Genomic DNA, 18,741 nt, shown 5'->3' with positions numbered 1-18,741 from the left:
CTGTCGTGGTCCACCGAGCTTGCCATCTCGGAGGGCCCAGAGACATCTCGGTGCCCACCTTCCGCTGAACGCCGGTCTCGAGATGTCAGCGCTCAATCGAGGGAGTCAAACCAGAGAGAACCGATGCGAAGGCGCCGAACAGCCCATTGTCGCGGCTGCCCGGGGTTCCGAAGAGGAGCCCCCTGTCCAGCCCGCCGTTGAAGCCTTCACAGCTGGTCTCGGGCAGGTAGACGCAGTTGTGACAAGCTGCTAGATTGCGTCCGTCGGTGCCCGTGCCGGTGGATTCGATGCAGACGGGGTCGGCCGAGCACCAGGAAAGGCGCCGGAGGCCTTCGCGGAAGACGCTGGCCAGAGCGGCGGTGTCCGCCTGCGCAGCCAGGCCGCCGAGGCTTCCTGCCGAATCGGCTGAGGCTGTGAAGAGCAGGATTCCGGCGGAGTCGTCGTCGACATACAGTCGCTCTCGAATCGATGATGTGGGGTAGCCGGCATCCATGGAGAGCTGGTCGATCAGAACGTGGGCGAGGGTGTGCACCGCGACCTTGATGATGTCGACGGGTGCCGGCTGCTGCTTTCGCTGGGCGGCCGCCGTCTTCGCGTTTGCTGTGAGCTGCGCGAGGCGTCGCTGGACGAATTCTCGGCGGGACCATTCCTCCAGGCGGTCTCGGTCGAGTGCGATGAAGATTCCCTCTCCGATGTTCTCAACGGCAGGAAGCCAGGGAACTTTGTGGTCCTCGGGGCTGAGGGTGCACGTCTTGACATCAGGGTTGTCCTCTGAGGGGGCGGTTAGCCGGCTGAAGCCGAATAGCGCCCTGACCTCCCGGAGTCGGGTGACTCGTCGGACGCCGGTCACCAGAGGGTAGAGGCTCGGATCGACGTCGACCGGCAGGCAGACGAAGTCACGGCCGGGGCCGTCCTCACGCCCTTCTACAAGTGCTGCGAACTCCTGCTTCTTGAGTTGGGCTGTGTTGGCCGTCCCCGAGTCGTCGTTGTGGAAGAGGCGTTTGATCTCGGCGATGATCTCCTCCTCCGAGTACTTGCCCCCGTACTTCTTGGCTGCTGTCGTGATGAGGACTCGCCCTTCAGGAGTGAGGGCCTCGGGATCGGCCAGAAAGCCAGCGTCGGCAGCAACGGCCTTGGACAGCGCCTCTGAATAGGGAGGAATGGAGATGACGGAGGCGATTGAAGGGAACCATACGTTGGAAGCACCGCGTTGTGTGGCGCGCGGCTTCTTGTCGCAGCTCTTCTCCGTGAACGCCGCCCCCCCGAGCCAGGGCCGCCGGCCGTTGCAGCGCATTGGGCCGAAGGCGTTGGGGAAGAAGGCATCCGCGAGACTGCGTTTCCGTCCGCAGGAGCAGGAGACGACCATGTCACCGAGTGAGGAGGTGCGACCCTGGGCTTTGAGCTCCAGAAGGTGGGCTCCGGGATCTGGGGAGTAGTACTCCGAATGAACCCAGTAATGATAGGGAAAGTCATCTATGTGTCCGTCTTGGCAGATGACGATCAGGCGGGAGGGAGTGAGTGTAGGAGACTTGCAGAACCCGCACTTCGGTTCGTTCCACGCCGATTTGAGTCGCGCGAGGTCTCCGAGACGTCCGCATTTGCTGCATGACTGGATGAAGGGGAAACGGATGACGGATACAGACCCGGTCTTTTTGCTGGCGGACGGCAGGTAGAGCGCTGCGACGTTCAGGGCCCGGGCCAGTCGGGGCTCCGGGACGGGGGTCAGGTGTCCCTGGTCCCACTGGTCGAGACTGGCGACCATGAAGCTGGCGTTCTCGTCCGGCAGCAGGCCGCCCACGCCGTAGGTTGAGAGCAACTGGGACCTGCGGACCTTCAGTTCTGCCATGTCAGGCGTCCTTCCGTAAGAAGATCTGTTTAAGGGGCGTCTCCGCATCGACGTCGCGCATGCTCTCCGGGGTTGCCCAGGGCGCGTGGTCGAGAGAGAACTCGAAGTCCTCCTTTTCCAAAGCCTGGCTGTACCGAATCAGGAGGGAATTGGCAGAGTTCTTCTCGTCCTTGTACCGCAAGGATGACTTTCCTGCCGCTTCGATGGCCCATACCGACAGCAGCGCCTCGAGCTGGGCGTCTGTAGCCTCCGCCTCGGGAGGGGCGACGCGGGACACGCGTTCCACCAGGTGACTCTTGATTTCCTCAACAATTGCCGCGTGGTCCTCGAGTGTTGCTGCCGCGCCGTCCACTGCCATTGCGGGGGAGAGCATTCGCACGGCGGAGACGAGGGCTCCGTGCAGGGCGCGATCCCGGGACCGTGCGGCAAAGGGGGTGGCGCTTGTGGCTTCGACGGCGCGGTACATGGCCTGATGGAACGGGACGAATCCTTCGAAGTGCGAGCGGTCCCTGGACTTGGCCGCGTTGAAGATGGTGACCACGAGCCCCGGCCAGCGGCGCCCGACGCGGCTGGTTGCCTGGATGTATTCGGCGCTGGACTGGGGCTGGCCCATGACGGCCATGAGCCCGAGGCGGTCGACGTCGAGCCCGACGGAGATCATGTTCGTGGCCAGGACCACGCTGTCGACTCCAGGTTCTCCGAACCAGGTCTCGAGATTCTTCAGACGGACCGGGATGAGGTTGTTGGCGACCCGGCTGGTCAGCTCGCTCGGGTTCACGTCGCGCACCTGGTTGCGCTGGCCGTCCCGGGCTGCGAGGAGCCCGAGCCGGACTCGGACATCGTCGCTGACCTGTAGGTACGCGCTGCCAAGCACGCGAAGGCTGTTGAAGTAGCCTATGAGCGTCCAGTAGGGATCGCGGTCCTCGTCGCTGCCCTCAATCCGCAGGCTGGAATTCAGCAGGGAGGCGTAGACGCGGACCATCAGGGTGGCGTGGCTTGTGCCGGAGGCCATAACGCCCACGTACTCGCGGGTGCCGAATTTTTCTCGCGGGGCCTTTTCGGCGAAGAACGAATCGTCGGGGAGTAGCCCGGGGGGCGGGAAGAGGCGCGATTTGCGGTCGAAGACTGCGGAAATTTGTGCCGCAGCGCGGCGGATTGTCGCGGTCGAGGCGATGACTTTGGGCTTGCGGGCAGCTTCCTCCGGGGATCGGAAGGCGTCGCTGGCTGCCATGTCGAACGCGGATTCGTATAGTCCGACGGTCGACCCGAGTGGTCCGGAGATGAGATGCAATTCGTCCTGGATGATCAGGTCGGGGCCGTGATCGCCAGAATTGGCGCGTCCGAAGATATTGGCGATGGCGCCGTTCCACGCCATTTGGGCGAATTTATCGACTGTCGCGATGACGAGCTCGGGGCGCTCCCGGTAGATGTCGGAGTCGACCAGATGGACCGGCAAGCCTGAATGATAGTCGCAGGACGAGCTCGGGCACTCGATGACCATCCGTTCGTAGGGCAGTCTGCGGACGTCGTAGTTCGCCTCGCTGAGGACACGTCCGCACCAGGGGCAGGCTTTGAGCTGCACCGGATTGCCTTCCATCACGTCCTCGCCCCGGGAGAGTCTGCCGAGGTTCCTCTTTGCGGTCTTGGCATCGTTCGGTGTGGCTCCGGCTCCTACCCACAAGCCGATGCCGAAGGCCTCCCCTCCCAGGTCGGCATCTGCCCTCCGAAGGTGCTCGAGGGAGCAGATGAGCATGGCGGCGCGCTCGAACTGCTGGATCGTCAGGAGGCGGAGGGTGTATCGCATGATCACGGCAACGCCCTTGGCGCTGTTGTCTCGGAGCCTGCGCAGAAGGATGGTGTAGGCGATCAGGCCGAGGTACGCCTCCGTCTTGCCGCCACCGGTCGGGAACCAGAGGAGGTCCGCGATGTCGCGTTCGGAGTGGTCTGGCTGTGTCAACGAAGGGAGATTGAGCAGGATGAAGGCGATCTGGAAAGGCCGCCACTCCTGGTCCTGGTCAAGGGTGAAGGCCGCGGTTGACTTCGAACGCACCCAATCCTGACGCGATCTCTGAAGGTGCATCGCCCGGTTGGCCAGCTGGAAGGCTTTGAACGCCTGGGGGTCTGCGGCGATCAAGTCGATGCCGGCTTGGATGCGGTCGGCGGCCACGGATGCGGATTCGAGATGGCGTTCTGCGGTTGCCCGCAGGTGCTCTGGGATGTCCTCGCCGGAGTTCCCTGCGATGAGGCTCTCGCGTTTGCTGGCTATCCAGCTTCGGTATTCGTTGACCAGGAGGGCGAGCTCTTCGGCGATTCGTGCGGCGTCTGCCTGACTGAGGAAGCCGAGGCGGAGGTCCGCCGACACTTCACCGGTCATGGCTCGGGGAACTTCCTGGCGGGGAACGAACGTCGTGGCGACGCGCTGGCAGAGAGCCCCCTGGACATCGTCGTCCCCCCACGTGGTGGCACAGCCGTGTCCGGCCGCGAATATGCGGGCGTTCCTGTAGAGGAGCTGCGCGCTGGCCAGGTCTTCTTCCGCCGAGGCTTCTGTGTGGAGGGACTGGCGGTCCACGAGAGCGGGCAATGGTGTTTCCACGGTCAGTCCCACTTGGAACCAGCAGTTGAGGTCCCTATCACCTTCGGCTGGCTTGGGCAGACGGTTCCGCAGAGCAACGGTGACAGTGACCAGGTCGGCCTGAGGCGGGCGTGCAAGGACGTACAGCTCCAGTTCGCCGTGGACGGGATGCGCGACTTCCCCAGCGGTGTTCGAGACGTCGACCGTCAAGGGCGGCAGGTCCTGGGCATGACGTGCCCAACGTCCGGACGGCGACCCGTTCTGGGTCTGGCCGTCAGGGGCAGCTGGGACGTATCGCGCCGCCTGTGGGCGGACAGTGAACAGAGGGGTGACGCGGGTGTCGATCGTGAATGTCATGCCGATGCTCGAGGGGTAGGTCATGCGGGAAGCCGCGACTGGGCTGTCTTGGACCTCGTCGTCTGAGGCGGTTCCCGCGTCGGGGTCGTCGGCGACGGCGTCGAGGGATTCGCCGGACAATGGCCAGAGGACGCCTGTCAGATAGCGGTCGAGGGGCCGTTCGTCGAGGACCTCGTCGATTCCGCCGGGGCCGTAGAGGTCCGTGACGAGACGGTCCACCATTTCGGATCGGAAGGCGTATTTCGATGCAAGACTCATGGCTAAGGTCAACTCACTTCCAACTCGCGCGGGCCAGGCCTGAGAACCTCGGGACGAGCCAGAGCCCTGATCTCCCGAGTCCAACTTCGTCTGTCTGCTCGGGACTGCCTGCTGCACTTTCGACCGAGGAGAGACGTAGACATGTAAAGCTCACGGGCCACTTGAAGTCTCCACCTCTGTAGAAGACCCTTCGGACATCGCGGCCGAATTTCTCGCTGGAAATGCCGAGTGCTCGGCCCTCCAGGGTCTGGAACTCGTAGAATGCCGGATTGGCCTCATCGGCGTCGACGATCCGGATGGCCTGCGCCTGGGTGCCGATCGACGAGTCGAGTATCGCCAACTGGACCGGCAGGGCATCGCGCGATCGGCTGGCGTATGGGAACGTCGAGCGGACATCCGAGGATTCGACGGCCATCCTGGAGGCGTAGTCCCTGGGCTTCCCGAACCGGCGTTCGGTCCACCGTCCTGTGGCCGCGTGCTTCTGTGCGAAGGTTCCTCCGGGCCGTTCGAGGCGAGCTGAGAAGATGGATTCGCGTGCGCGGCTGAGGGCCACATAGGTGCGGCGGACTAGGCTGGCGAAGTCGGGCTGGGAGTCGCTGCGCTCGTCCGGCTCGATGTAGAGCACATGGTCGTACTCGAGTCCCTTGGCCCTGTAGATGGTCGAGACGGTCAGCGGGAGCGAGTCGCTGGCTGTCAGCGGCAGGGGCAGGGAGCCTCGCGCGATCTTTCGGGCGAGTTCGGCCAGGTCGAGGGACCAGGGATCGCGCCAGTTGGCTTCGCATTGCTTCAGCAGGAACCAGTCCCCGGCTGGGTCCCGCCGCCCTGCAGAGTCGAGCCCTTCAAGCACGGTCGCTTCTGGGTGCTTTGTGGGGGCCAGCTCGTGGAGCGCTTGCCATATCCACTTCGCGGCGCCCATGTCCTGAGCTCTTCGACGTACGCCGTGTTCTATTCTCTGCTGGTCGAGTGCCTCGCTGATCAGCAGCACCTCGTAGTTCGTCGCACAGAGGATCGCGGCTGTTTCGGGGTCGGGGCGCAGGACCGCCCCGACGTCGAGGAACGAGGTGCTTGTCGCGTCTTCGGCTCGGTAGGCCTCGAGGGCCTCGTATGCGCCAGCGGCGGCCCGCGGATCCCCGAGGTCGGTGTCGCGGAGGGCCTTCCCGACCTCGATCAGCTGCCTTGCGCGCTCGCTCTGGGCCCTGTAGTTGCGCTCGAGGGCTCGGGGTTTGGCGCCATAGTCGCTGACGAGAGTGTCGAAGAGCTGCTGCGCAGTCGTCTCTGCGGCGGATGCCTGGAGCTGGAAGTCGTAGACGCCTTGGAGCGGGTCGCCGAGGAAAGTGAACCCGAGCTCCTCTGGCGCGTTCTCGAGGATGACAGTCGCCAGGCGGGCGCGGTCGCCGACCAGGTCCTGGGCTTCGTCGACGCACAGGTGCCGGAGACCCAAGAGGAAGCTCGGCAGCCCGTGCTCCTCGACCAAGGCTGTGGCCTGGCGTATCCGCTGTTCGAAGGATCCGCCTTCGGCACCGCCGTCCGGCCCGAGGAGATCGAGGATGATTGCGCTGGCCAGCGAGTCGAAGGTTCGGATCATGACTTGATCGACATCAGCGGAGAGAGCCCGTTTCCGCGCGGCTTCGACGGCAGCGCGAGAGAAGCTGAGCACAAGGATCTCATCGGCAGGGTTCAGGCCTTCCGCCTCTGCGAGGTGGAGGATCCGGGATACGAGCACCTCGGTCTTTCCCTGGCCCGCTCCGGCAATCACGTACTGCCGGTCCTCGGCAGGGGCCGTGGCCACTTCGGTCTGGCTGCGGTCGAGTTCGAAGGCGTTCACGATTCGCGGTTCCAGAGATACTCGAAGTGATTGAACGCGAGCCGCTGTCCGAATTGGTCGATGTTGTCCTTGACGTTGACGATCAGGACTTCCTCGCTGCCGCCGTTCTTCGGACCCCGCAGCCCGCGCCCGATCATCTGCAGGTACTTGTTCGGGGTGAATGTCGGCCTGCAGACATAGACAGCACCCACCTTTGGTGCATCGAAACCCTGCGAGAGCACATCGAAGTTGGTCAGGACCCGGATCTTGCCCGAACGGAAGTCCTCGATCTCGCGCCTCCTGTCGGAGGGGTTAGTCTTCGACGAGATCGCGGCTGCTCGGATGCCCTCCGCGGTGAGCGTCGCGGCCAGCGCCTCTGCGTGGTCGACTGATGCCGCGAAAACCAGCGCCGTCTCTTTGGGCGCGACAGAATGCAGATGGTCCAGGATGGTATCGTTCCGCGTCTTGCTCTTGGCCACGACATCCAGATCGATCCGGGTTTCCAGCATGGCACTGTCTCCGCGGTCCGGGCGCTGGACGCCCTTGGTCAGTTGGAGCTCGATCCCGTCCAGCGCCTCGTGCCGCACCCGGGCCAGCACTCCCATGGACTGAAGATATGCATGGGCATTGTCGGTCGTGAAAAGCGATGGCATCAGGAGATGCCCATCGAAGCGCCTCACAAGACGTGTTGTCTCGGCTTCGTTGGTTCCCTTGTAAGGAGTTGCTGAGAGGCCGATGAGAGGTTTGCCCCTCTGGGAGTTGCCTCTGCCGAAGGCCCGGAATACGTCTGTGTAGGTAGGGGCGATGGCTCCGTGCGCCTCATCGACGATGAGTATGTCGGCGCCGAAGAGCCAGGCGTATTCTTCGCGCTCACCCGCGTCCTGCACGATACTGCTCAGGGTTTGGATGGTGGCAACGACGACGTGCAGCCGGGTCTCTTCGGGCTTGGGTCGTCTTCCGTCCCAGAGGCGGCCTACAGCCATCCGCTGCTCCGGGACCCCGGCCCCTTGCCACACGTAGAGCCATGCTTCCACCGCCTGTTCGCAGAGCTCTTCGGTCTGGGCCACCCAGACGACAAGCTTCTGACCCTCTGAACGGCCGACGTGCTGAATGACCGATTCGACGGCGACTCGGGTCTTGCCTGCCCCCGTCGGAAGCTGGACGATAGCCCGGTTCTCGGTTTCGCGTTCGAGGACGGCCAGAATCTGCTTGCTGACATCCACCTGGTAGTCGTGCATGGCGCTGAGACGTACGGGGCCCATCACTTCTTCACGGACAGGCTTGCGGATCTCGCTGGAACCGGCAAAGTCCTCCGAGATCCCCAGCTTGCGCACGAAACTGCGGGCGGCGGAGCTGCCCTTGAACTGGCTGGGGGTCTCGATCCCCTGTTCTTCCAAGAAGGGTCGAATCTTCTGGAGAAGGCTTGCCCCATGGAGTGTGCTTGCGAGCCGCACGAGAGCTGTGCCCGAGATCTCCTCGTCACTTCTGCTGTTCAGCAGTGCAAAGACGTGGTTGGGAATCAGCGACCGTATGGTGGATTCGCCTACCAGCTCCAGCAGCTTCTCTTCATCAGTCTGCTTTGCCTGGATCTTCCGCAGCCTTTCGGCCTGATCGTGCTCCTTCTTGGCCTGTTGGGCGTTGTCGAGGGCTATTCTTGAGTCGACCTTCTTGCCCGTGCTGTCCAGCAGTGCCTGCAGCCAAATTCGGGGAGTCATGGTTTCGAGGTAGTAGAAGGTGTCTCCCTCGAGATATGCCTGTCTCGTTACGACAGCGGGCGGGTCGCCGGCATCGTTCGTGGTTTCGATTCGAATGTTCTCGCACGGAACGGTGATGAGTTTCGAAATCCCTGATACGGCCTTGTGGATGAACGGAATCCGCTTCATCAACGGCAGGGGGTCTCCCTGCCCTTCGGCCACGAGCTTGGATTCGAACCTGACTTCCAGCGCTGGGAGGTTCCATTGATCTACCAAGGCCAGGCGGAGCTCGTCTGATTCGACGAACAGCACTGCGGCTTCGCGGTTCTGGGCGAAGTGCTCGTAGGTTCGGCGGTCGGTCGCCACCTGTGCGTCTTCGAAAGGAAGCTCGGCACGTCCATGCTTCGTCATCACCGACACATGCTCTGGCTTCCGGAACCCGTGCAGTGCGGCGATGCCGTAGAGCTGGTGGAGTTCTGAAAGTCCCAGGGACCGATTGGCCAAGGTGTAGATGTAGGGCCAGCTGTAGGTGGCGGGATCGGCGGGAAGCGCGAGGAGATCGGCGGCGCGCTGATCCAGGGCGACAGGCAAGAATCCGTCGGGGATGTCAGGAGATCCAGCGACGGCGTTGCGCGCTTCAACGAGACCGAGGGGCGTCTTGAGCGTTCCGTGATTCCGGGCCCACCAGATGTCGGGGTCGAATACTTTACGGTCGCTCACGTATTGGTTGTTGATCTTGACTCGCACTTCATAGTGCGGCTGATCGAGGATGCGCTCGGTCGCGCGCCGTCTGACTTCGGCGCTCGCGTCCGACAGCAGTTCGAGTCCTGGGGTGGCGAAGGGCTGCCCGAATGCGAGATGGATTCCCGATACGGGGGTGGGACTGTTTCGGAAGTGCGCTTCGATCGTCTCCGAGATGGCATCCTTCCATAGCTGGTGCAATCTCCCCGAGCTGATCTGCACAGGGTCGCCGAGATCGGAGTGCACCTTGAGCGCTTTGAGGACGCGCATGTCTTGAGCATGAAACGAACTGTCGACGACAAGGGATGCATCGTCCATGCTTCCCTGGGGGAACAGGTCGCCGCGAAGCCAGACCTCGCCGATGGGCCGCCACTGGCCGTCCTCGCAGCGGACAGGCAGGGAAGTGTTGGCGAGCCCTTGGAGGAGCTGCAGGACGGAGGGGAGATCGACTGACCGCGACAGAGCCCAGAACGCCTCCAGTGATGCGCGGTCTGCCGGGTTCGATCTGATTGCGGCAATCGCCTTCTTGAGGCGTCCCTGCGCGTCGAGGAGTCCGATGTCGAGCTTCCGGAGAAGCTCACGCGCATTCCGGTGCCGAACGAATTCGAGGGACACGAGGTTCGGGGCGTTGTCGTCGTCGTCGATGGGTACGAACAGTGCGCTGCCGATGGGTGCTTGGAGGGATCCGTCACCCGCTGGAACGATCCGGGCGGAGCGCATTTCGCTTGCAAGTTCTGAGAAGCGCTGGTTGATCTCAACCGCGATCTCCAATGCGGCAAGGAAGCTCTCGGCCGTCCGCGGATGCACCACTTCTTCAAGCCACGCTCTGACCCCGGCTCGCTCTTTGTTGGCCATCGAGAGAAGGCGATTGAGGGTGTGATTCCGGGCTGCGTTGCTGGTCAGGCTTCGATGCGCCCACGGCCTTTCACGTCCGACGGCGGCATCCCACATGGATTCGAGTCGCTCGGCCTGGTCGAGTTCGGGTTCGATCTGCAGCTCGTTCGCCGCGCGCAGGACTCCCATCCGGTCGGGGACGAACGTCATGGCGGCGACTGTCGCCATGACGGGCTTGTTGAGGACCTCGTCTGCCCAGGATCGAGCTTCACGGCCACGGGCAGGGAGGATGTCCAGGATGCTGCCGGGATCCTGAGGGTCGACCAGGTCGGGCAGGGCGAATGCGACAACCCGGGGCAGGCTCTTGGTGAGGATCTCCTCGTTGTACAGCCCGGCCAGCATGTTCTCGCGGTCTTCGTTGAGCTTGAAGGCAGCATTGATGATGCCGCTGAGGGTCGTGTACGACTGCGTCGGGAAGTAATTCCAGACCCTGCCTAGCCCGCGGCCGCGGCTCTTGAGCGGAACGGCCCAGGTGAGCTTCAGCTCGGAGCGGGCAGCAACGCTGCCGGCGTCCTTGGCGGCCTCGGGGGAGGGTTGGTGGGGCACCCGGAAGACGTCCCAAGACTCAGCTTGGCCATCGGCCTGCAGCACGACGCGTTCCCCCAGCCCATGGGGATAGGGCCTGCGATCTGCCGTCCACGTCTTGCGCTTGCCGGTGCGGCGATTGTCGAGATCGAGGGTGTCGATATGGTCTGCGAACAGGATGAATTCGTGGGGGAACCGCTCGAGCTCTTCGTCAAGCCATGGAGTTCGGTCCTTGAGCGGAATTCGGACGATGGTAGTAGCCCAGTCCATGAGTTCGGAGAGCACCTGGTCGGTGGCGGCAGCGACGACCGGGTCGAAAGGCTCAGCGAGCCGCAGGGCCGGATACCGTTCTCTGCCCCCGACGACTCCGGAGATCACTGCAGCCGAGCGAGCCCGATCCCATTTGACGGAGACAGTGCGACTGATGATCTGCGGGGCGTCCGTCAACTGCAACACTGATTTGAAGCCGAGTCCGAATCGGCCGATCTCGTCGTCACGCTTCTGGGACGAGTGGGACATGAGCAGAGCTTCAAGGCCTCCCTGCGTCAGCGGATCGCCCTCATTGGCGCAGTAGAGCGAGCTTTCGGTCAGCACGAAGGCCAGCCGGCCGGACATGCCCCTCATGGCGTCGGCAGCGTTCTGAGCCAGCTCGTTGAGCTGCTTTCGCCCGTAGCCGCTTTCCACAGTGCTGCGTTCGAGAGCGTCGTGCTCCTTGACGAGTTCCGGCCTGACCCTGTAGGCCTCCAACGCGGCTCGTCCATCTGCAACGAGCCATCGGCCCAGGTTTCCCTCTGGTCCTTGCCACTTCGCCGCGTTCAACATTGAAGCTCCCCTCATAGCCTCGGCGATGATGATCGCCGTGGCCAACTTTCATCGTTATTCGGTTGTATCAGTGGTCCCCGTCGTCTTGGGCCGAGGATCAGGTTGGTCGGACTACGCGAGGTTTTTTGCCAAAAGCCGTCCGATGGCAGCGCCGAGTTCGATAGGCACAGCGTTTCCGATTTGACGAGCGATGGACGTCTTAGAGCCGAGCCACAGCCGGTCCAAAGGAAAACCTTGTAGGAGCGCCGCCTCGAGGGGCGTGATCGCCCGGTGCTCTTCGGGGTGCAGGTACCGTCCCTTTTCCGGCTTGAAGAATTCGGTGCGTATCGTGACAGACGGGCTATCCCAGCGGAGACGGCCCATCACGTCTCCCGATCCGGACTTATGGCTGACCCAGCAAGGAGCCAGGAGATCCTCGGGAAGATCAAATCGGTTGCCGCCCGGAGGAATAGCTTGAAAGCGTTGCAGAGAGATCTCGCGGTACTCACGGTCGACATGCAATTCGGCAGTGGTGTATGGGCCCCGCAACCTCGTCCCGTTGAATTCCGTCATGCGGTCTGCGAGGACGGTCCCCGTAGGATCTTTTGAGACCGCGGCGAGCGCCCTTCTTACTGAAACGTGTCTACCTACATGAGTAGGAGCGGGAAACCCAGGGGAGGGGACCGAGCGATGATGGCCAATCAAGATCGCTCGCTTGCGAGCCTGGGGAGCACCGTAATCGGCGGCGTTGAGCACATGCCAGTCGAAGGCATAGTCGCTCAACATTCCATAGCGTCCAGTGGCTGCTTTGAAATCGGCAAGCTGTTCGGACTTGCTGAAGGCCGGGACGTTCTCCACTACGAAGTAGGTGGGCTTTGCCTGAACAATTGTCTCCGCGTACGCCTGCCACAGCTGGTTCCGCAGGTCCCTGGGGTCTCGTTTCCCCAGCAGAGAGAAACCCTGGCAGGGTGGGCCGCCGACTACGACGTCGGCTTTCGGCACCGCTCCTAGCTCAAGCCACTGCTCGATAGAGCCTGCGAAGATCTTCTTCCGGCCGAAAGTAGCCGCGAAGCTGGCAGCGGCCGCCAGATCGATCTCAACTGCTTGTTCGGTCACGAAACGCGGCGATGCTGCATAGAGTCCCTGCGTTAGCCCGCCCGCGCCCGCGAAGAGGTCGAGGACGCGGATGGAGTCCGAGGCGGGCGTGCGTTCGTAGGGGGCTCGATGCCCTAGGGTCTTGCTCATGGTGCCTCAACCATAAGGCCTGGGTATTGCGAGCAGCCGTTACGGCTCGAAACTCGCATCAAGATTGTGCCATTTAAGACCCACGTAGTGGCGACCCGTACGCTGAGTAGACCAGCTTGAGACTGCACGGACGGATGCAGCCACAGCCGAACACAGGGGAGAGCCCCCTTGCGCGGGCTACTAATCGAAATCATCCGAGCTGGGGTTGCCTCCAGCGAACGATGTCGCGCAGTCAGGTGGGGGCATCCCCGAGATGGCCCGGAACCGCTGCTCAGGTCGAGGTGCCTCTGTTCTTTGAGTCTGAGGATCCGAATCACTCGTGCGGATGCCAGATTACGTCGATCGCCTTAAGGCGATGGTTCGATCAGGAGGCTAGCCCTAGCAGCTTTTACCACGTATCTGTGATACGTATTTGGTGGAGCCCGATGGGTTTCCATATTCGGACTGAGCCGAGGGAACAGATTGAAGCGCAAGCTCATCGAGGTGTCGCTACCGCTGAAGGCAAGCGAGTTTAGAGGCGTCGAATGATTGCGAGTTCGAGCGACGTTGTCGACCGGATCAAACTGGCTCCAGATGCGGGTCTCGTCAAGAGCCTCGGTGCTAACCATACATTGGAGTCAGCGATAGCCGATGTGGTGGACAACAGTGTTGACGCTGGCGCATCGCGCGTGTCGATCAGGCTTCTGACTCGGAACGACCGTCTTGCCCAGGTGGAGGTACTCGACAACGGCAGAGGCATGGACGCCAGCGCCGCGAATGCAGCCATGACTATCGGACATCAGCGCACATACGCCGAAGAGGACTTGGGCCACTTCGGCATGGGTTTGAAGGCGGCATCGTTCGGCCACAGCGATGTCCTGACCGTGTGGTCCGCGCGCTACGGTGCAACTCCGGTCGGACGCCGCATTCGTCGCGCGGACTTCTCGAAGGACTTCACGTGTGAAGTGCTGTCGTCCGATGTTGCCGCCGAGCATGCCGCCGACCGGCAGGTCGTTCTGGGCTCGCCCGAGGGGACATCAATCGTCTGGACGGAAGTCCGCAACGCGTATCGAGGCCGCAACCAAGCTGAGGCACGAAGTTGGCTCTCTAAGCGCAACGAAGCGCTTAGATCGCATCTTGGCGTCACGTTCCACAGGCTTATCGCCGCCAAGCGTCTCCAGATCGACGTACTAATTGACGAACTCGGGGACGCCCTGGCTGGTCTTGGTATTCCGATCTTGCCGATTGATCCCTTCGGATACAAGACATCGGGCCATCCCGAGTACCCCAAGGACTTGGTTGCGAAGGTTGGCGAGACTCGAGTGAAGCTGACGTGCCACATTTGGCCGGCGAAGTCGGACGTCACAGGATTCCGCATTGGAGCCAAGAGCGGCGATCAGTTCCAAGGGTTCTACATCTACCGGAACGATCGCCTACTTCAGATCGGCGGCTGGTCCGACACGGCCACGCCGAGCACTGCGCGTCAGCTCGCTAGAGTGGTGCTGGAGGACAACGGCGCAATCGGCCCCTTCGTGACGATGAACCCCGAGAAGAGCGGCCTGAAGTTCGAACCGGTCTTCCACGATGCCCTCAACAAGGCTGAGGCAATCGACGGCACGACCTTTCTGACCTTTCTTCAAGATGCAGAGTCAATTTACACCGACGCCAACAGGCGGAAGCGTGAGCGCAAACCGGTCATCCGACCGGATAAGGGCATCGCCCCTGCTGTCCGCAAGCGCATCGGCACCGAGCTGTCCTTCATTGACGGGGACCCAGTCAACGTCAAGTGGAAGCGCATGCTGGCTAGCGAGTTCCTCGACGTCGACTACCCGGCCAAGACCCTGTGGCTCAACAGTCGCTACCGCGGGTTGTTTGCGCCCGATGGCGGGAGTTTGAACGACGCCCCGGTGCTCAAGGCGTTGATCTATCTGCTGACCCACCACGTCTTCGAAGGTCAGCACCTCGGGTCGCGAGACAAGGATGAAATCGCCCTTTGGAAAAGTGTCCTTGGTACGGCTGCGGCCGCCGAGGACCATATGCGTGGCGGGCAAGGAACGAAGCAATGACCATTTCCCCTGATGATGCGCGCCATCTGACATTCAGCACCCTCGACGAGTTGTGGGACAACGGCGCACCCATGGTGCTTCCGATCAAGGGTAAGCCGGCCTGCCGTCTGCAACTCGACCCCAAGAACAGCGTTATCACCCTCGTGACGCCGTATGAAACGCCTGAACCTGACGTTGCCAAGCTTAGGAACGTCCGCTTCAGCGCGGTTTCGTCCGGCGATGACGAACTCGCCGAGCTCGCGGTTAGAGTTGAGGGCAGCGCGCACGGTGCCTACGGATTGCTCGCCACCATCGCCGATGAGCTCCAGATCGAGAAGATGCCCTTGGCGGCCGCTGTTGCGGCGGGCATAGCTCGCCACAGGAACGTGTTTGCGAACCGTGGAGCGATGACCCCTGAAAAGGAAGTCGGGCTCATCGGGGAGTTGCTTTTCCTGGAGTTCCTCATGCATCAGATCGGCGCGGGACCGGCGACTGTCGCTTGGCAGGGGCCGTTGTCAGAAGAGCACGACTTCACTTTCGATTCGATTCACATCGAGGTGAAGACGACCAGCAGCGAGCGTCGCCACCACATCATCCATGGGCTCAACCAGCTCGTGCCGTTGCGGGGTGTTTCGCTCAGCGTGTTGTCGATTCAGCTCACTCGAACTGCCCCAGAGGGGGGACGAACCCTTCCGCAGGTTATCGCTCACGTCCGGAAGATCGCCGGTGGACATCGGGTCGCGACCGATGCGATGCTAGCGAGCTTCGGCTGGCAGGACGACGATGCGGACCTGTATCCGACGTTCTGGGCGCTTCGTTCTCAGCCACGCGCCTACGACGTGAAGAACGGCTTTCCTGCGATGACCACCGATCTTGTGGCTCCAGTCGTCCCTAACTTCGCACTCGTGTCGGAAGTCTCTTACAGAGTGGACCTGACGGACCTGCACCCTGACCCACTTCCCGAACCCATCTCCGGATTCGTAGAGTCGAAAGAGAGTTGAACGAACGTGACCGAACAACGCCCCGCCTGGGCAGACGCCCTGACCAACGTCTTCGTCGCCCTGAAGAACCAGCAACCCACGCCGCTGGGGCCCCTGCTTGCGGCGCTGGCGGGGACGGACGTCAGTGAAGAAGATCTCGCTGCGTTCATCCGGGAGGCGGACGAGAACGAGCCGGCTTTGACTCAAGCCCGGATGGCGCTGGCGAAGTGGGACAACCAAGACGAGGATCTCGAAGGCCTCGCCACGGCGCCGCGAACCAAGGAGCGTCGCGCAGCAATCTATGCTGGCCTCAGCCTCTCCACAGAAGTGGCCGCCGCGTTTACGGCACGGGTTGAAGTCTTCGAGATCCCCGCCGTCGTCATCTCGAAGGTGTTCGAACCGTGGTATCCGGCCGAGCGGAACTTACGCACCAGCGTTTACTGGGACGACTATGAGGCCTACCTCCGCGACGTCAAGAAGTGGCCAGCCTCGTCTATCTCGTCGCTCGATGGGACGACGACGGAGGTCATCGAGCGTCTGAGTCGCCCAACACGACCTGAAGCCAAGCAGACCAAGGGCTTAGTCGTGGGCTACGTGCAGAGCGGGAAGACTGCAAACTTCACGGGCGTCATAGCGAAGGCAATCGACGCTGGCTACCGACTGATCATCGTCCTTACAGGGACGATCGAGATCCTACGCGCCCAGACTCAGCGTCGAATGGACATGGAGCTCATGGGTGTCGAGAACATCTTGGCGGGCCAGGATCCGACCGATCCCGCGGTGGCCAAGGAACTCGACTATCAGCAAGACGAGGAATGGAAGGCAGAGCGCTTCGTCAAGCACGGTGACGCGCTCACGCTGCCTGGTGTAGTCGAGATCGCTCGCGTGACAAGCCACCGCAGCGACTATAAGCGTCTTCCCCAGGCAATGACCAAACTCAAGTTTGCGCGAAAGAACAAGCAAAAGCCGCTCAATGACGAAGAGAATCTCTTCCACTCGGGCGCATACGTCGCGGTCATCAAGAAGAATCCCGCGCCGCTGAAGAAGCTGATCCAGGACTTGAAGCCGCTCAAGAACGATCTCGCCGAGTTGCCCGTCCTGATCATCGACGACGAGTCCGATCAGGCCTCGGTGGACACCACCAACCCCGCGAAGTGGAAGAAGGGCTCAACCGAGAATCGCAAGCGGACGACGATTAACCAGCTCATCACCGAGATCCTCGAGATCTGCCCACGGGCCCAGTACGTCGGGTACACGGCGACGCCGTTCGCAAACGTATTCGTCGATCCCGACGATGAGCGCGATCTATTCCCGGCGGACTTCGTCCTCTCGCTGCACCGACCGCCAGGCTACATGGGGGTCCAGGAGTTCCACGACGTCGGCAAGCGCTGGGATGACGAGGAGAAGACTGTCGCCAACTCGAACGAGCTGGCCCACATCCGGCCCCTCGTCGGCGATGTGGGCAATGATCCGGATCGTCGAATCGAAGAGCTCCGGGAAGCACTCGACGCATGGGTCCTGTCAGGTGCCATCAAAAAGTACCGCGAGGCTAACTCGGACATCACCTACCGGCATCACACCATGCTGGTGCATGAGTCGGTTAAGAAGGACGAGCACGCGGACACCGCCGCCGATGTCCGCTCCCTCTGGAGCAAGACGCAGTTCACCTCGTCCGAAGGCTTTGCTCGTCTTCAGAAGCTCTATGACAATGATTTTCTGCCGGTCATGAAAGCGCGGGCCGCCAGCGGTGCTCCAATCCCAACTTCGTTCGACGAGCTCAAGCCATTCATCGGAGTAGCACTCGCAGAGATCACAATCGACGGGGACCCGCTACTCATCGTGAACTCCGACAAGGAGATCCAGGCCCAGCAGAAGAAGCTCGACTTCGAGGCGGACAAGGTCTGGCGCATTCTGATCGGCGGAACGCAGTTGAGCCGAGGGTTCACCGTCGAGGGGCTCACAATTTCCTACTTCCGGCGGAAGGCTGGCCAAGCCGACACGCTGATGCAGGCTGGCCGCTGGTTCGGCTTCAGGCCGGGGTACCAGGACCTCGTTCGGCTCTACATTCGGCGCGATGCCCAAGTCGATCTTTTTGAGGCCTTCGAGGCGTTGCTCATGGACGAGGAGGCCTTCCGTGATGAGCTCAGTCAGTACGCTGGCTTCGACGAGAACGGCATGCCCTTGCTCGAGCCGCGGCAGATTCCGCCCCTCGTCAGCCAGCACCTCCCGTGGCTCAAGCCAACGGCTCGCAACAAGATGTGGAATGCCGTCATTGCCAATAAGGCCCCGACGGACATCCAAGACCTCTACGGGCTGCCAGAACGCGGCAGCGAGAAGAACCGCAAGAACTTCGACGATGTTGTCGTGCCACTCCTCACGCATGCCAAAACTGAGGTCATGCTTCCCTACGAGCTCGACGGCAAGTCGGGGTTGCAGCAGCGAGCACGGGTCGGCCTTATCGGCGCCGACGAATTTCTTCAGCTGTTTGGCAAGCTCGCCTGGCATCCCGAGTATGAGGCCAACATCAAGGCGTTCCGAGGGTTCATTAAGAAGGCGACGGATGACAAGAAGATTACGGACTGGGCCGTTGTGTGGACCTGGCCGAACATGGAAGGACGCCAGTTCTACCTTGCGGAGCTCGGTGGCGAGATCTCAATCGTCAAAAGGAAGCGGCGGGCAGGGCGCATCGACTTCGTCGGGTCCGACCGCAAACACCGGGCTGCCGCAAGGCCCATCGCTCTCGGCCAGCCAGTCGCTCCGCTCGGCGAATCGTCGACGCGTGGCGTTGTCCTTATCTCCGTGGTTCCCGACCGAGATCCAGACGACGCGACGAAGCCGGTCGATCGCGGGGAACTCGCTGGACTCATCTCCATTGCCGTGCCTGCAAAGGCGGTACCCCGGAGCAACCTCATCCAGTGGACCGTAATCAACTCTGCCAAACCAGATGAGGTGGTAGTGGATCAGCCTGCTCAATAGCTCGGGCTAGCGTTGACCAGCTCC

At 62.2% G+C, this 18,741-nt stretch carries 8 protein-coding genes; 3 read left to right on the top strand and 5 right to left on the bottom strand.

Going from position 1 to position 18,741, the window contains the following annotated elements; genetic code table 11:
* Window positions 1-85 precede the first annotated feature (85 nt).
* From drmB to E5679_RS12100, 5 genes are all read right to left on the bottom strand, one after another.
* On the bottom strand, window positions 86-1,846 hold the full coding sequence (drmB, locus tag E5679_RS12120; RefSeq protein WP_138416181.1) for a DUF1998 domain-containing protein: 1,761 nt from the start codon (window positions 1,844-1,846) through the stop codon (window positions 86-88).
* Between the two features lies 1 nt (window position 1,847).
* The gene (locus E5679_RS12115; protein WP_138416179.1) at window positions 1,848-5,033 is read right to left on the bottom strand and encodes a helicase-related protein; all 3,186 of its coding nucleotides are present in this window, start codon (window positions 5,031-5,033) and stop codon (window positions 1,848-1,850) included.
* A 13-nt stretch (window positions 5,034-5,046) separates the two neighbouring features.
* Complete coding sequence (locus E5679_RS12110) at window positions 5,047-6,858, bottom strand: UvrD-helicase domain-containing protein (RefSeq protein WP_138416177.1); 1,812 nt, start codon at window positions 6,856-6,858, stop codon at window positions 5,047-5,049.
* Complete coding sequence (locus E5679_RS12105) at window positions 6,855-11,438, bottom strand: DEAD/DEAH box helicase (RefSeq protein WP_171042355.1); 4,584 nt, start codon at window positions 11,436-11,438, stop codon at window positions 6,855-6,857. Before E5679_RS12105 ends, E5679_RS12110 begins: the two co-directional genes overlap by 4 nt.
* A 186-nt stretch (window positions 11,439-11,624) precedes the next feature.
* A complete protein-coding gene (locus E5679_RS12100; protein WP_138416173.1) occupies window positions 11,625-12,737 on the bottom strand; it encodes a DNA cytosine methyltransferase in 1,113 nt (370 codons plus the stop codon).
* A 524-nt stretch (window positions 12,738-13,261) separates the two neighbouring features.
* Between E5679_RS12100 and E5679_RS12095 the strand changes: the two genes are divergently transcribed.
* Genes E5679_RS12095 through E5679_RS12085 form a run of 3 tightly spaced genes read left to right on the top strand, consistent with a single transcriptional unit; the run spans window position 13,262 to window position 18,717 of the window.
* Window positions 13,262-14,782, top strand: a complete 1,521-nt coding sequence (locus E5679_RS12095; protein WP_138416171.1) for an ATP-binding protein — start codon at window positions 13,262-13,264, stop codon at window positions 14,780-14,782.
* Window positions 14,779-15,762 (top strand): PD-(D/E)XK motif protein, encoded by a 984-nt coding sequence (locus tag E5679_RS12090; protein ID WP_212746944.1) that lies wholly within the window; start codon window positions 14,779-14,781, stop codon window positions 15,760-15,762. Before E5679_RS12095 ends, E5679_RS12090 begins: the two co-directional genes overlap by 4 nt.
* Window positions 15,763-15,768: 6 nt before the next feature.
* Entirely contained in the window at window positions 15,769-18,717 is a 2,949-nt protein-coding gene (locus E5679_RS12085) for a Z1 domain-containing protein (protein ID WP_138416169.1), read from the top strand.
* Window positions 18,718-18,741: the final 24 nt, after the last annotated feature.

Source organism: Sinomonas gamaensis, from assembly GCF_005876955.1.
GTDB classification, from domain to species: Bacteria; Actinomycetota; Actinomycetes; order Actinomycetales; family Micrococcaceae; genus Sinomonas; species Sinomonas gamaensis.
This window is presented reverse-complemented; position numbering and strand designations above follow the sequence as displayed.

Excerpts from the sequence above, each read along its gene's own strand:
- E5679_RS12115 (WP_138416179.1), bottom strand. The coding sequence starts at position 5,033 with ATGAGTCTTGCATCGAAATACGCCTTCCGATCCGAAATGGTGGACCGT.
- E5679_RS12095 (WP_138416171.1), top strand. The coding sequence starts at position 13,262 with ATGATTGCGAGTTCGAGCGACGTTGTCGACCGGATCAAACTGGCTCCA.
- E5679_RS12090 (WP_212746944.1), top strand. The coding sequence starts at position 14,779 with ATGACCATTTCCCCTGATGATGCGCGCCATCTGACATTCAGCACCCTC.
- E5679_RS12100 (WP_138416173.1), bottom strand. The coding sequence starts at position 12,737 with ATGAGCAAGACCCTAGGGCATCGAGCCCCCTACGAACGCACGCCCGCC.
- drmB (WP_138416181.1), bottom strand. The coding sequence starts at position 1,846 with ATGGCAGAACTGAAGGTCCGCAGGTCCCAGTTGCTCTCAACCTACGGC.